This window comes from Xanthomonas sp. AC360, assembly GCF_979258225.1.
The window spans coordinates 3,757,988-3,773,353 of record NZ_OZ409846.1; the positions used below are offsets into that span (position 1 = coordinate 3,757,988).

General features: G+C 64.2%; 6 protein-coding genes, 1 other RNA gene and 1 pseudogene. All 8 read right to left on the reverse strand.

What is annotated here, in order from left to right; translation table 11 throughout:
• Positions 1–327 precede the first annotated feature (327 nt).
• The 8 genes and pseudogenes from ACZZ0O_RS16110 to ACZZ0O_RS16145 all read right to left on the reverse strand — a co-directional run bounded on the left by ACZZ0O_RS16110 (position 328) and on the right by ACZZ0O_RS16145 (position 15,033).
• The gene (locus tag ACZZ0O_RS16110; RefSeq protein WP_463591262.1) at positions 328–2,583 is read right to left on the reverse strand and encodes a methyl-accepting chemotaxis protein; all 2,256 of its coding nucleotides are present in this window, start codon (positions 2,581–2,583) and stop codon (positions 328–330) included.
• 203 nt (positions 2,584–2,786) lie between these two features.
• A pseudogene (locus ACZZ0O_RS16115) lies at positions 2,787–3,950 on the reverse strand (methyl-accepting chemotaxis protein); the annotation flags it as partial.
• Between the two features lie 1,198 nt (positions 3,951–5,148).
• Positions 5,149–5,910 (reverse strand): transporter, encoded by a 762-nt coding sequence (locus ACZZ0O_RS16120; protein WP_463591263.1) that lies wholly within the window; start codon positions 5,908–5,910, stop codon positions 5,149–5,151.
• 426 nt (positions 5,911–6,336) lie between these two features.
• Positions 6,337–6,413: non-coding RNA, sX9 sRNA (locus ACZZ0O_RS16125), on the reverse strand.
• Between the two features lie 61 nt (positions 6,414–6,474).
• Positions 6,475–9,264, reverse strand: a complete 2,790-nt coding sequence (locus tag ACZZ0O_RS16130) for a methyl-accepting chemotaxis protein (protein WP_463591264.1) — start codon at positions 9,262–9,264, stop codon at positions 6,475–6,477.
• Positions 9,265–9,452: 188 nt separating this feature from the next.
• Positions 9,453–11,630: a methyl-accepting chemotaxis protein gene (locus ACZZ0O_RS16135; protein ID WP_463591265.1), complete on the reverse strand. Its 2,178-nt coding sequence runs from the start codon at positions 11,628–11,630 to the stop codon at positions 9,453–9,455.
• Between the two features lie 301 nt (positions 11,631–11,931).
• Complete coding sequence (locus ACZZ0O_RS16140; RefSeq protein ID WP_115514501.1) at positions 11,932–12,465, reverse strand: hypothetical protein; 534 nt, start codon at positions 12,463–12,465, stop codon at positions 11,932–11,934.
• 297 nt (positions 12,466–12,762) lie between these two features.
• The gene (locus ACZZ0O_RS16145; protein ID WP_463591266.1) at positions 12,763–15,033 is read right to left on the reverse strand and encodes a methyl-accepting chemotaxis protein; all 2,271 of its coding nucleotides are present in this window, start codon (positions 15,031–15,033) and stop codon (positions 12,763–12,765) included.
• Positions 15,034–15,366 lie beyond the last annotated feature (333 nt).

A 15,366-nucleotide genomic window follows, 5' to 3' on the forward strand; every position in this document is an offset into this window, starting at 1 on the left:
CCACGGTCACGAATGTGAACTGACGGGACAGTAAGTGTCTCGCCAAAGTCGCCTAGACGGATCCAGACGAGCTCCGATGGCTGTCATGATCAAGCGAGCCCTGCTGGAGTGCTTGATGTAGCTGGAAAATTGCAATGTCTTGCGGATGACGCGCAGTTGTCTTGTCGATCATTGAGTGTTCTTTACGACGTATCGTCAGGACACTGCGTGGCGAGACGTTTTGATCCGGCTCCGAAGTGCCTGGCATAAAAAAAGCCGCGCCCACTGAGGGGGCGCGGCTGCATGACGGACTGGGCGGGCAACGTTGTCAGCGTTGCCGCCACTGGCTCAGAACTCGGCCCAGTCAGACTCGTTGGATGCGGCAACGGCCGCGGCCGGGCGCGTGGCGGGCTTGCGTACGGCCTTGGCCGGAGCGCTGGCCTTGGCGGGCACGCGCGCAGCGGCCTGCGGGCGCAGCACGGGCGTGGCGCGGGTCTGGGATTCCAGTTCGGCCGACAGACGGAACAGCGCCACCGCTTCGGTGAGCTGCTGCGCCTGATCTTCCATCGAGCGTGCGGCAGCGGTGGCTTCTTCCACCAACGCGGCGTTCTGCTGAGTGGCTTCGTCCATGTGGGTGACGGTCTGGTTGACCTGCTCGATGCCGGCCGACTGTTCCTGCGAGGCGGCGGAGATCTCGCTCATGATGTCGGTCACGCGCTGCACCGAGGAGACGATTTCGCTCATGGTGGTGCCAGCCTGATGCACCAGTGCCGAGCCTTCGGCCACCTTGCTGACCGAGTCGTCGATCAGGCTCTTGATTTCCTTGGCAGCGCCGGCCGAACGCTGTGCCAGCGTGCGTACTTCCGAGGCGACTACGGCAAACCCGCGGCCCTGTTCGCCGGCACGTGCGGCTTCCACCGCTGCGTTCAACGCCAGGATATTGGTCTGGAAGGCGATGCCATCGATGACGCTGATGATCTCGGCGATCTTCTTGGACGAGGTCTCAATGCCGGACATGGTAGTGACCACCTGGCCGACCACGCTGCCGCCATGCGAGGCCACGCCAGCCGCGCCGATCGCCAGCTGGTTGGCCTGGCGCGCGTGTTCGGCATTCTGCTTGACGGTCGAGGTGAGTTCTTCCATCGAGGCAGCGGTTTCTTCGAGATTGGCTGCTTGCTGCTCGGTACGCTGCGACAGGTCCTGATTGCCTGCAGCAATCTCGCTGGCGGCGGTATTGATGGTCAGGGTGGAGTGCTTGATGCGGCCGACGATATCGGTCAAGCGTTGTGTGGTGGCATTGGCATCGTCACGCAGGCGCGCGAACACGCCGTGGAATTCGCCGTCCATGCGTGCGGTCAGGTCGCCATCGGCCACCGCGCCGAGCAGCTGCGACAGCTTGCCCAGGTTGCGATCGCTGACTTCCATCATCGAGTTCAAGTCCGCCACCATCACCGCAAAGTCGTACTTGAAGCGGGCTGCATCGCCGCGGGCGCTGAAGTCGCCCGCCGCTGCCGCCTGCGCCAACTGCTTGATCTCGGTGTTGATCGACAACAGGCTGGCCTTGGCCGCATCCATCGCTTCGTGCAGGATCGCGCGGCTTGCCGGCAACCGGCGTGCGTCCTGGGTCAGGTCGCCCTGCGCGTACTGGTTGAGGATGCGTACCGAGTCGGTGATGGCGTCCAGATGTTCGAAAATCATCGTGTTGATGCCGCCGGCCAGGGTGCCGTAGACGCCGGGGAAATCTTCCGGCATGCGGTGGGTGATGTCTTCGGCCGCATGCAGGTGCGACATGCGTGCGGTCTCGTCGGAGAAGCGGCGCAGCATCTGGGTCATGCGGCCGGTGGCCTCGAGCATCTGGCCGATTTCGTCGTTGCTGGTCTTGCTGACCTGCACGCTCAGATCGCCGCGCGACACCGCCTGGATGGCGCCCAGTGCCTTGGACAACGGGTTGGTGATGCTGCGTGCGATCAACCAGCCGAAGGTGATCGACAGCGCGGCCATCAACAAGGTGCCCAGCAGCAGCACCGCGCTGGTGAACTTGAACGAGGTGGCGCTGGCCGCGACCATGTCGCTCAGCGCCTTGGACTGCTGCGCATACATCTTGTCGACCGAGGCGAACAGTTCCTTGCGGATCTCACCGGACTGCTTGCGCGAAAATTCCATCGCCGCAGCGCGGTCGGGGTCTGCGTACAACGTCCGCAGCTTCACGTTGGCGGCGAAGTAGCGCGTGCTGGCATCGGCCAACTTGGCGTATTCGGCTTTTAGTGCAGAATCCGGCCCGATCTTGGCGTCCAGCATCTTTTGCGTTTCCGCATACTTGGCCTGGATTTCGTCCATGCGCTTGAAGAAATACGCATAGCGTTCCGGGTCGTCCAGATTGACGAACTGGCCCACTTCATAGACGCGGAATTCGCCGGCGAAACCACGCAGCTCCGACAACTTGCTCAGCACCGGCACCACATCCTCATTGATGAGTGCGGTCTGTTGCTGCATCTGCTTCATGCGCGAAAAGCCCAAGCCACCGAGCAGGGCGGTGAGCACGGCACTGAGGCAGAACGCAAACATCAGCTTGCGGCGAATAGGCCAATCGTTGAACTTGTTCATCATGTAACTCCGGGGCGTAGCATTGCGCTGCTGTCTTGCACGCTAGCGGCCCGGAGCGATGATTCTTTATCTCTGAACGATGACCCAGACCGTTCCAGGTCTGGGATATATGCGCGAATTCACCGGGAAAAAATGCCGATCGTCCAATATCGTTCGCACAACGACAGCATCCGATACCGTCGTTGCAACGTTGCAGACACGGCTTAAAAGTCCTGCCATTGGCTGTCGTTACCGAGCGCGACCGTGGGCGCGCTCACCGATGCGCAGCGCACGGGTGTTGCCGGTTTCGGCGCGATGGACGTCGGCTTGGCCGGGCGTGCCAACGCGGCGACGTTGGGCGCATCGGCAAGCGTGAAACGCGCGACCGCCTGCGCCAGCTGTCCGGCCTGATCTTCCATCGTGCGTGCGGCCGCGGTGGCTTCTTCCACCAGCGCGGCGTTCTGCTGGGTGGCCTCGTCCATCTGGGTGATGGTGCGATTGACCTGCTCGATGCCGGACGATTGTTCCTGCGAGGCCGCGGCAATCTCACCCATGATGTCGGTGACGCGCTGCACGCTGGCGACGATGTCGGCCATGGTGGTGCCGGCCTGGTGAACCAGCTGCGAGCCCTCGGCCACCTTGCTGACCGAATCGTCGATGAGGTGCTTGATCTCTTTCGCCGCACCGGCCGAACGCTGCGCCAATGTGCGCACTTCCGAGGCAACAACCGCAAAGCCACGGCCCTGCTCGCCGGCACGCGCCGCTTCCACCGCCGCATTCAACGCCAAAATATTGGTCTGGAAGGCGATGCCATCGATGACCGAGATGATCTCGGCGATCTTCTTCGACGACACTTCGATGCCCGACATGGTGGTGACCACCTGCGCCACCACCGCGCCGCCCTGCGAAGCGACGCCGCCCGCACCGATGGCGAGTTGATTGGCCTGGCGCGCGCTTTCGGCATTTTGTTTGACGGTGGAGGTGAGCTCTTCCATCGAGGCGGCGGTTTCTTCCAGATTGGCCGCCTGTTGTTCGGTGCGCTGCGACAGATCGCTATTGCCGGCGGCGATCTCGCTGGAGGCGGTATGGATGCTGCCGGCGGCCTGCTGGATGCGTCCGATCACCTGCGCCAGCGCTTCGGCAGTGGTGTTGGCATCGTCGCGCATGGTGGCGAACACGCCGTGGAAATCGCCGTGCATGCGTGTGCTCAGGTCGCCCTCGGCCAGGGCGCTCAGTAGACGCGATACCTCACTGATGCTCACTGCGTTGGCGTCGAGCAAGGCATTGAGTTGTTGCGCCAGCTGCAGGAAAAAGCCTTGTTTTCCAGTGCTGTCGATGCGCTTGGACAGATCGCCCGCCGCAGCGCTGCGCACCACATCGGCCACGTCCACTTCTGCCCGCGCTTCGGCGGTGCGGTCGCGCCATTCGCAGACAAAGCCCAGATGCGCGCCACGCTCGTCGCGGATCGCCGAGACATTCTGCGTGATGCAGGTGGCGCGGTACTGCACTTCGCGTTGCGCTGCGCCCTGGCGGTCGAGACGTTGGTAGATTTCCGCATCCTGCGCATTGCCCACTTCCAGCAGCGAGACCGGTTGCCCGACCAGGTTGGCGGTGCGATTGAACGCCGGCGCGCAGGCCTGGATATCGTCTGCATAGGTGTGCAGCAAGGACTGCAGCGCGGTGTTGGTGTAGATGATGGTCAGGTCCGGGTCGGCGATGTACATGCCGGTGGACGCGTTATCCAGCGCAGTGCGAATGCGCAGGTTTTCTGCGGCGATGCTGCGCTCGCGCTCCAGGCGTTCGCGCAGGTCGCGCTGCATGCGCGACAGAGCCGCCATCAGGCTGCGCGCATGTTTTGCCGCAACCGGAATCGGCTGGTCCAGGCGGCCCTCGGCAATGTGTTGCGCGGCGGCCATGGCCAACTGCGGCTCGCCGCCCAGCAGGCCGAACACCGAGCGCAGAATCCAGCCGGCGGCCAGCGCCAGGCATACGAATGCAAGCACGACGGCGCCGCCTTGCTGCCACATCACGCGCTGGCTGTACTGCTCGGCCTGGCTGCGGTTGGCCTCGTTCAAGGCCAGGATGCGCTCGCTGATCGCGCCCATGCGGGTTTCGAGCTGGCCGAACTTGTCGGTGAAATCGCGGTACGCCGCAGTGCTGTCGGCATGGGTTTCGGCCAGCGTCGTGACCTGTTCGGCGGAGGCGATGTAAGCCTGCAGGGCGGGTGCCACCGCTTCCAGCTCGCTACGCAGTGCGGGGTCCAGCGGCAGCTTGCGGTTGGCTTGCACTGCATCGCGAAATTCGCCGGCATGTTCGCCCAGCGATACACGCGCGGCGGCAATGCCGGCATCGTCCTTGTGCGATGCGGCGAGCAGCCCGGCGGTGACGTCGCCGCGCAAAGCGTCGTGCATCATGTCGGCCTGCATGTGGTTACGCAGCGCATCGGAAGAGATCACCTGCGCGGCGATGGCTTCCAGCAGCCCGCGCTGACCGTTGTAGCCCACACCGCCCAGGGCGAGCAGCGCCAACGCGGCCACCAGCACCAGAGCGCCCAACATATGCATGATCTTCATTGCGCGGTCCGTGTCAGAAGCGGAAAGACAGACCGACGCCGAGGGCGTGGTCGGGTGAGCGGTCGTTGAGGCCGCGGCTGTACACCGCGTCCAGTTGCACATCGTTGTTCAACAGCCAGGCCGAGCCGACATCGAGCAGTGCCACGCTGCCGCCATCGTCGCTCTTGGCGATCTGCGGCAATGCAACTTCGACGAAGGAGCGCACGCGATCGTTCCAGGCTTTGCCCAGTACCGCACCCAAGATGCCTGCGGTGTAGCGATGGCCGTCGCCGTCGTCGTCCCAGATCACGCCGGGCATCACGCCGGCAGAGATGCTGTCGCTGAGATCCCATTCGGCCACCAGCCGGAACGACGGACGCGCACCGTGACCACGCAGGGCCTGTGCGCCGCTAGGCAGATCCACATGCAGCAACCAGGCCAGCGAGGTCTTGCCATCGTCGGAGCTGGCCAGATGATGTTTGATGCCGAGCGAGACGTCGGACATACCGCTGATGTTGGATTCGCCCGGCAGGTCGATATGCTGCCAGCCATCGGTTTCCAGTCGCAATTCCCAGGTCTGGCCGAGCCCGTAGCGGAATAGCGTCGGTGTGGAATAGCCATCGACGGAGGCATCGCGCTCCCACGCAGCGCTGGTTTCCACCTGCAGCCGATGGTTGCCGACGGTGAGGCTGGACTCGACGAAATCGGGTCGATCGGTCGCGATGGGGTCTTCGGCGCGGGCATGGCCAACGACACACAACAGCGCAAGACAGCTGGCGAGAATAGATGACTTCATGGTGACCCCTGCAACGATCAAGCCTCGGACGCATGCGTCTGCGCGTGTTGTCTGCACCAGCGCACATGCGGTGTGTGAGCGGCTGTTGCGGTGGGGCACAGGCAGCCGTTGTCACCCAGGCTAACGGCAACGTCAGATAAATCTTTAAGCATTACCGATGGGTGGAGCCAGGCGGGGCAGGGTGCGTGTGCAGTGCCGGGCGGCTAGCAGCGCTTGCGTCTGCTTGGTGCGGCTATCACGCAGATGGGTGCTGGCGTTGCGGCAACGCCATGCAGCACGAGTGATGCGTTTGAACGACGTAGCGGGCAATTGTTGGGTGCCACGTGCGTGCCGGCACTGCGCAGGCTCGTTGCGACGCGCAGTGCCGAGTGTGCGCAAGACGGCGTCTTGCACAGACGCCGTCGCTGGATCACGCGTGCTTAGAGCGGCTCGCAAAACGTAGCGAGCAGTCGTCAGGTGGTTGTGGGCGGGGCGCTCAGAACTGGAATGTACGCGTGGTGCATGCCGCACCGAACACCGGCCGCGCCCACCTGGCGGTGAGCACGGTGTTTTTGTGAGCTGCTTTTAGAAATCCTGCCACTGGCTATCGTTGCCGGCCGGGTTGGCCGATGGCTTGCCCGACTGGCGCGCAGGTGCGGCCATGCGCGTGCTGCCGGTGGATGCGCGCTTGGACGAGGGCAGGGCGCGGATAACCGGCTTGGCGGCAAACGCAGCGCTTGCGGGTGCGGCCACCTGGCTGAGTTTGAACACGGCGACCGCTTCGGTGAGCTGCCCGGCCTGTTCTTCCATCGCACGCGCGGCGGCGGTGGCTTCTTCCACCAGCGCGGCGTTCTGCTGGGTGGCTTCGTCCATCTGCGTCACGGTGAGATTGACCTGCTCGATGCCGCTGGATTGTTCCTGCGATGCCGCCGAGATCTCGCCCATGATGTCGGTGACGCGCTGCACGCTGGCCACGATTTCGCTCATGGTGGTGCCAGCCTGATGCACCAGCGAGGAGCCTTGCGCCACCTTGCTCACCGAGTCGTCGATCAGGTGTTTGATTTCCTTGGCGGCGCCGGCAGAGCGCTGTGCCAACGTGCGCACTTCCGAGGCCACCACGGCAAACCCGCGGCCTTGCTCACCGGCACGCGCCGCTTCCACTGCCGCGTTCAACGCCAGGATATTGGTCTGGAAGGCGATGCCATCGATGACACTGATGATCTCGGCAATCTTCTTGGACGAGGTTTCGATACCGGACATGGTGGTGACCACCTGCGCCACCACCGCGCCGCCATGCGAAGCGACATCGGCGGCGCCGATCGCCAGCTGGTTGGCCTGGCGCGCGTGTTCGGCATTCTGCTTGACGGTGGAGGTGAGCTCCTCCATCGAGGCGGCGGTTTCTTCCAGATTGGCCGCCTGCTGTTCGGTGCGCTGCGACAGATCGTTATTGCCGGCGGCGATCTCGCTGGCAGCCGCATTGATCTGCGTGGCCGAGGTCTGGATGCCGGAGACAATGCCGGTGAGCTGCGCCACGGTGGCGTTGGCGTCATCGCGCATGCGTGCGAATACGCCGGCAAACTGCCCATCCATGCGCACGGTGAGGTCGCCCTCGGCCAGCGCGCTGAGCAGGCTGGAAATACGCTCCAGGCCTTGCGAGGTGGTTTCCAGCAAGCCGTTGAGCTGGCGGCCGAATTCCAGATAGAACCCGTGCTTGTCGTCCAGCGCCAGACGCTGGCCGAAATCGCCCATCAACGCCGATTGCACCAGCGCCGCCACTTCCTTCTGCGTGCTGACTTCGGTGCTGACATTGCGCCACAACAGCATGCTGCCGCTGCGATGACCATCGGCCGCGTACAGCGGGGTCATGGTCAGATCCAGCGTCACAGGGCCGAAGCTGTAGCGCTCCGACGTGGTGGACTGCAATTGCTGCAGCTGCTGCGCACGCGCCTTGCCCTCGCTGTCGGTACCGAACACGTAGTCCAGCGGCTTGCCGACCACCGCGTCGGCGCTGAAGCCGGTCTGGCCCTTGGCATGGAAAGCCGGCTCGCCGTGCTTGAACGAGGTGTGCAGCGCCTCGGTAATGAACACTGCGTTGTGTTGTTCGTCGGCCAGCAACACTTCCATCTCGGAGTGTTCCAGCGCGGTGCGGATGCGCAGGTTTTCGTTGGCGATGGCGGTGTCGCGTTCGATCCGCGCACGCAGGTCGTCCTGCATGCGCTGCATGGCGCCCATCAACCGGCCCACTTCGTCCCTGCGTTGAATGACGATATGGTTGTCGAGTTTGCCCGATGCGATCGCATCGGCCACGCCCACTGCCGATTCCAACGGGCGCACCACCTGGCGACGCAGCAGCAGGAACAACGCACCGCTGAGCACCACCGCCGAGCCCAGGCCCACCAGCAGGATCGTCCACAGCAGGTGATGCGCCTGTTGCATGATGGCCGCATACGGCACCACCACGCCCAGCGCAAAACGCTCCTGTGCCTTGCCGATCTGCAGCGGCACATACGCACTCACCGTGCCGTCGGCATCGGGAGTGAAATCCACCGAATCCTTGCCGTCCTTGATCGCATCGAGCATGGCGCGGTGGCGCGCGTCGGTGAGCGGCTTGCCGATGCGCGCGGTATCGCGCGATGACAACACCACGCCGGCGGGCGACAGCAGTTCGACATATCCATTGTCCATCGGGCGCAATGCACCCAGGCGCTGCTGCAACGCAGCCAGTGCCACGTCCACGGTCACCGCACCCAGATACTTGCCGTCCTGCAGGATCGGCGTGGACAAGGTGGTCATCAGCACCGTCTTGCCGCCAATCTTGTAGTCGTAGGGTTCGGCAACGGTTTGTCGTAGCAGGGCACGCGGCTTGAGATTCCAGTCGCCAAGGCCCGGGGTTTCGTAATCGGTGAGCGGCTCACGCACCAGCGTCTGGCCATCGCGGCCCCAGTACGTCATGAACCGGCCGGTGGCGTCGTGGCCCTTGGCGTTGGCAAAGTCGCTGTCCTTGCCATCGAAGGCCTGCGCTTCCCACAGCGTGCCCATGCCCACCCACTCCGGGTGATCCTGCAGCTGGTCGTGTATTACCGCAGCCGCCGTATCGCGGCTGATGCCGCCATTGGCGCGTTGCACCAGCAAGCTGGTGGCCAGCGATTGGCCGGTGGTCAGTGCCTGACCCAGTTCGCTGCCGATCTGCTCGGCCTGATAGCGCGCGGCATTCTGCATCGTGGCCTGGGCAGACGCACTCAGTGCACGACTGCTTTGCCAATAGGTGATGGCAGCGGTCAGGCCGAAGCACAGCGAGGCGATGACCGCGGTGCCGAACATCAGGCGGTACGCAAGGCGGCCGCCGAAACGTGAGTGCGTGGAAAGCGAGGTCATGGGCGTGGCTGCAAAGGGAGGGGAGGAACCCGCTGACGCGAATTAGCAGGTAGCGCGATCAAGACCATCAGGAGCGCGGCGGTCAGGCGGGCGCGGACGATGTTCGGAATCGGCATGTACCCCCCGACACCACTTTCCTCCGCGCCCTACCGGTCTGACAGCCACGTGCGACGTGTTGCCGGCCGCTATCAGTAAGCCGCCAACGCCACGCGCTTGGGTGCGCGCACGCCTGCATTGCCATGCTGAGTAGCGGATACAGCAACCACCCGGAACGTCGACACCGCATCGTCCAGCTGCTGTGCCTGCTGCTGCATCGCGTTGGCGGCAGCGGTGGCTTCTTCCACCAGTGCGGCGTTCTGCTGGGTGCTCTCGTCCATCTGGGTGATGGTGAGATTGACCTGTTCGATGCCGGCCGACTGTTCCTGCGAGGCGGCGGAGATCTCGCTCATGATGTCGGTCACGCGCTGCACCGAGGACACGATATCGGCCATGGTCTTGCCGGCCTGATCCACCAGTGCCGACCCCTGCGCCACCTTGCCGACCGAGTCGTCGATCAGATGCTTGATCTCTTTCGCCGCACCGGCCGAGCGCTGTGCGAGCGTGCGCACCTCGGAGGCGACCACCGCGAAGCCGCGGCCTTGCTCGCCGGCACGCGCCGCTTCCACCGCCGCGTTCAATGCCAGGATGTTGGTCTGGAACGCGATGCCGTCGATGACACTGATGATCTCGGCGATTTTCTTGGACGAGGTCTGGATGCCGGACATGGTGTCCACCACCTGGCTCACCACCTGGCCGCCCTGCGATGCGACGCTGGCCGCGCCGATCGCCAACTGGTTGGCCTGACGCGCGCTTTCAGCATTCTGTTTGACGGTCGAGGTGAGCTCTTCCATCGAGGCGGCGGTTTCTTCCAGATTGGCGGCCTGTTGCTCGGTGCGCTGCGACAGATCGTTGTTGCCGGCGGCGATTTCGCTGGCCGAGCCGGTGATCGAACCGGCCGCCTGCTGGATGCGCCCGACGATGCCGGCCAGCTGCGTGGCCGTGGTGTTGGCATCGTCCCGCATACGTGCGAACACGCCGTGGAACTCGCCGTCCATGCGCGCGGTGAGGTCGCCTTCGGCCAATGCGGCCAGCAGCTCGGACAGCTTGCCCAGGTTGCGGTCGCTGACTTCCATCATCGCGTTGAGGTCGTTGATCATGCGCGCCGAATCGTGCTCGAAGCGCGTTGCATCGCCACGCTGGCTGAAATCGCCGCTGGCCGCTGCCTGCGCCAGGCGCTTGATCTCGGTGTTGATGGCCAGCAGGCTGGCCTTGGCCGCGTCGACTGCTTCGTGCAGTACCGCACGCGTGCCGGGCAGGCGGACCGCATCGCGCGACAGGTCGCCCTGTGCGTATTCGTTGAGGATGCCGATGGCATCGACGATGGCATCCAGGTGCTCGAAGAGCATGGTGTTGATGCCGGAGGCCAGCTCGCCATAGACGCCGGGGAAATCGGTCGGCATGCGGTGGGTGACGTCGTCGCCGGCATGCATGTGCATCATTACCTTGGTCTGCGCGGAGAAGCGCTCCAGGGTGTGCACCATGTCGTCGGTGGCCTTGAGCATCTGGCCGATTTCATCGTTGCCATGTTCGGCAGTGCGCACGCTCAGGTCGCCACGTGCGACGCCCTTGATCGCCGCCAATGCACGCGAGACCGGCTCCAGGATCGAGTTGCCGATCATCCAGCCGACCAGCAGGTTGAGCAGCATCAGCACGCCACCGGCCAGGGTCACGATGCCGGTAAACGCCAGCGCCTGCGACTGGGTGTCGTCCAGATACACACCGGTGCCGATTACCCAGCCCCACGGCTTGTAAAGCGCCGCATACGAGGTCTTCTGTACCGGGTCCTTCTGCCCGGGCTTGGCCCAGGTGTAATCGACATAGCCGCCGCCAGCCTGCGCGGCGGTCACGAACGCCGGAAAAATACGCTTGCCGTCCGGGCTGAGCACATCGGTCAGGGGCTTGCCATTGAGGTCCGGGCGGGTGGGATGCATCAGCATCACCGGCGCCTGGTCGGTGACGTAGATGTAGTCCACGCCACCGCGTGCGCGCATGGTGGACAAGGTGGACAGCGCTCTGCTCTTTGCAGTGGCCACGTCCATCTCGCCCTTGTCGGCGCGCTCGGCGTAGCCGTTGACCACCGCCATCGCCATTTCGATCTGGCTCTTGAGCCCGTCGCGACGCGTATCGGTGAGATCGACGTACTGCATGCGTGCCGCGATGACGGCAAGGATGATGATGCCCAATGCAACGAGCGCGGTTTGGGCGAAGAATTTGCGCTTGAGCGGCACATTGGCCAACGTCTTTGCGAGCGAGCTCTTGAACGTCATGACAGGTATCCAGCGAGAGGATTGTGACCGGGATAAGTCAAATAGCGACCCGGTAATAGAAATGTTGAGCATTGCGTGACGTCAATTGCTCCGGCACGGCGTGCAAGGCACCGACATCTGGCCGACACGCCATCGCCTGCGTCGCGACAGCGCCATCTGTTGACGCCTACACACCGAAACATGCAGGCACCGCACGGCGCGCACGATCCGCTGCAAGGCAGATCACGTGAAGCGGTACAGCGTGTTGTAGAGGGAATGGCGGTGGCCGTACTGCGGCCGATCGGCGCACGCCGGAATGCGCTTAGCGGTGCTGCGGCGTGCCGACCTTGGCCACCGAAGCCTGCAGGTTCTGCAGCTCGGTCCAGAGTATCTGGTGGGTATCGCCGGGCTGGCCAAGCGACAAGGCTTGCGCTTGGTACAGGTCACCAGCATGCAGGGCGCGATTGGCCAGACGCTGTTGCGCCAGGTACTGGCCCAGCTGCTGCTGCACCACTGCAAACTGGCGCGCCTGCTCACCCTGCGGCGCAGTGGCCTGGAAATAGCCGGCATGCCGGGCGATGCGTTGACGCAGGTTGCCCATGCGCTCGTCATAGGCCTGCACGCGGGCCGCATCGTGCGCGGCGGCGAGCTGTGCACGTTGGTCGTCGCGCAATTGCACCAGATCGATGGCAAGCGACTGCAGTGCGCTCACCGGCACGCTGTCCAGCAGCACGGAGACCGGTGCGGCCGGTGCAGCAAATGAGGGCGGCAACGACACGCCCGCTGCCAGCACGGCGACGGCGAATGCGGCGCCCAGCATGTTGCGGGCAGAGCGGATGGAATTGGCGGTGTGCATGCGGACATCCTTCGACATGGCGCGGGCGCTTCCGCCCTCATTGCTGTGTGTATCGGCCGCAGAAGCTTGCGCTTGATCACCTTTCGACCAACGGCAGCGCAGGCGGGTGAATCGTTGGTGTGGTGAAGCGCCCGATGATGCGGGTTTGTAGCGTCCGGGTAGCAGAACGCCCCGGTGGTTGGCCGGGGCGTTCTGGGGCTTTGGGTGAGGCGGATGGGGGACGATTGGCGCGGTGACGCTGAGTCGCACCCTCACCCGAATCTATCTTGTGGTGGGAGGTGGGCGAGAGCCGTGCGCTTAAAACTCGCGCCAGTTCGCCTGGCTGTCGGCGGTCGTCGCCAGGGCCGGGCGCGAGGCCACCGCGGGTTTGGTCGCAGGCTTCGCTTTCGCAGATCCAAGGTGGCGGGGCGCACCCGTCGAGGCGACGGGTGCCAGCCGCTGCGGGGCAGAGCGGGTCGCCGTTGCCGGCTGCGTCTGGCCGGGGTGGAGTTTGAAGATCGCCACCGCATCGGACAACTGGCCGGCTTGCTCTTCCATCGCCCGTGCGGCGGCGGTGGCTTCTTCCACCAGCGCGGCGTTCTGCTGAGTGGCCTGGTCCATCTGCGTGACGGTGAGGTTGACCTGCTCGATGCCGGCTGACTGCTCCTGCGAGGCGGCGGAGATCTCGCCCATGATGTCGGTGACGCGCTGCACGCTGGCCACGACCTCGGTCATGGTGGTGCCGGCCTGGTCCACCAGCCGCGAACCTTCGGCGACCTTGCTCACCGAGTCGTCGATCAGGTCCTTGATCTCTTTCGCGGCACCGGCCGAGCGTTGCGCCAGGGTGCGCACTTCGCTGGCCACCACCGCAAAACCGCGGCCCTGGTCGCCGGCACGCGCCGCTTCCACTGCCGCATTCAAGGCCAGGATATTAGTCTGGAACGCGATACCGTCGATGACGCTGATGATGTCGGCAATCTTTTTCGACGAGGCCTGGATATCGGCCATGGTCGCAACGACCTTGCTGACCACTTCGCCACCTTGCGAGGCCACGTTGGCGGCACCGATGGCGAGTTGATTGGCTTGGCGTGCACCTTCGGCGTTCTGCTTGACGGTGGAGGTGAGCTCCTCCATCGACGCGGCGGTTTCTTCCAGATTGGCGGCTTGTTGTTCGGTGCGCTGCGACAGGTCGTTGTTGCCGGCAGCGATTTCGCCGGCAGCGGTGTTGATCGAGGTGGTAGCCAGCTGGATACGCCCGACGATGCCGGACAACTGCGCGGTGGTGGCATTGGCGTTGTCACGCATCTGCGCAAACACGCCATGGAACTGGCCGTGCATGCGCTCGGTCAGGTCGCCGGCGGCAATGGCCTGCAGCACCTTGGACAACGCACCCAGATTGCCGTCGGCGGTCGCCATCAACTGGTTGAGGCTTTCCACCATCGCCAGAAAATCATGCTGAAACCGCTGCGTATCGCCACGCACGCTGAAGTCGCCATTGGCGGCGGCCTGCGCAAGCAACTGGATCTCGCTATTCATTGCCGAGAGATTGCGCTTGACCGCATCCATGGTGTCGGTGAGCACGGCCTTCTCGCCGGGCAAGCGGTCCATATCCTGACTCAGGTCGCCGATGGCATAGCGCGACATGATCTGCGCCAGCTTCATCTTTACTTCGATATGCGATGCGACCAGTGCATTGGTGTCGCGCACCATGCTGCCGTATTCGCCGGGAAACGCCGCCTGATCCATGCGGAAGCTGATCTGGCCAGCGTCGTGCCGGCGCGCCATGTCCTGCTGCGCAGCGGCCACGGCTTTGAGCTGATCCTGCATGCCGCGCATGCTGGTCAACAATTGACCAGGCTCGTCGCGCGGCTGCGGGCCGATCGGATTATCCAGCTTGCCGTGCGCGATCGCCTCGGCCACCTGCGTGGCCTGTTGCAAGGGGCGCACCAGGCTGCGCGAAATCAGCCACGCCAGTGCAGCGGCCAGGCCGGCCGACAACAGGCCGAAGGCGATCAAGGCGCGATTGGCCAGCGCCACGCTGCTCAGGATCGTGTCTGCACCGGCGGCGTTCTGCTGGTTCTGCAATTCCACCGCCGCGGCGATCGCCTTGGAGCGGCGTTCCAGCAAGGGCTGCGCTTCGCCATTCAACAGCTGCTTGGCGCCGCCGAGATTGCCATCGCGCACCATGCCGAGCAGGCGGTTGTTGGTGGCACGGGCAGCGGTGAGGCTGTCCTGGATGGCCTGGCGCGCGCGCATGCCGTCGGTGTTGGTCGGCAGCTGCTGCAGCGCGGCCCACAGTTGTGCGTAATGCGCGCGATTTTCCTTGAGCTGTGCATCGACGGCGGGCAGTTGTTGCGGTGCGGCCAGCATGAAGTCGCGCATGTAGCGCTCGCCGAGCATGTTGCTTTCGCGCATCTGGTTGAGCAGCGCGGCCTTGCGATTGTTGACCTCGATGATGATCGAGACCTGGTTTTTGACGGTCTTGAACTCGTACAGCGCCAGGGTGGTGGAGCCGGCCAACAAAACGATCAGCAACGCGAATGCCAACGCCAGGCGTCGCCCGACGGTCAGGGAGTGCAGGAATTTCATGGTGATTCTCTAAGGGAGGGTGGGAAAGAGGTACACCGGTAGCGTTCGCTCGCCAGGTTTCTTAAGCCACTCGGGCTCGCTTGGCACGCTTGCGTTCAGCGCGGTCGACGCCAGCACGACGCATTGGCGCGATGCGTAGTGCCGCTGGCGCGTGCAAGGCGATGACACAGGCACTGTGGTTTGCAAACCATTGCAAGCCTTCTATTGCGCGGTGCTGAGCGCTGTGGGCTACGTGGTTTCCCAGGGCGGCATCGTGTGCTGCTACTGGAGGCGCGCGACCACAAGCGGCTTCCTGCATGCCCTCAGAAACGCACAAGCCCCGGCATCGCTGCC

Coding starts and splice junctions, on each gene's coding strand:
- ACZZ0O_RS16110 (WP_463591262.1), bottom strand. CDS start 2,583: ATGAACAAGTTCAACGATTGGCCTATTCGCCGCAAGCTGATGTTTGCG.
- ACZZ0O_RS16120 (WP_463591263.1), bottom strand. CDS start 5,910: ATGAAGTCATCTATTCTCGCCAGCTGTCTTGCGCTGTTGTGTGTCGTT.
- ACZZ0O_RS16130 (WP_463591264.1), bottom strand. CDS start 9,264: ATGACCTCGCTTTCCACGCACTCACGTTTCGGCGGCCGCCTTGCGTAC.
- ACZZ0O_RS16135 (WP_463591265.1), bottom strand. CDS start 11,630: ATGACGTTCAAGAGCTCGCTCGCAAAGACGTTGGCCAATGTGCCGCTC.
- ACZZ0O_RS16140 (WP_115514501.1), bottom strand. CDS start 12,465: ATGCACACCGCCAATTCCATCCGCTCTGCCCGCAACATGCTGGGCGCC.
- ACZZ0O_RS16145 (WP_463591266.1), bottom strand. CDS start 15,033: ATGAAATTCCTGCACTCCCTGACCGTCGGGCGACGCCTGGCGTTGGCA.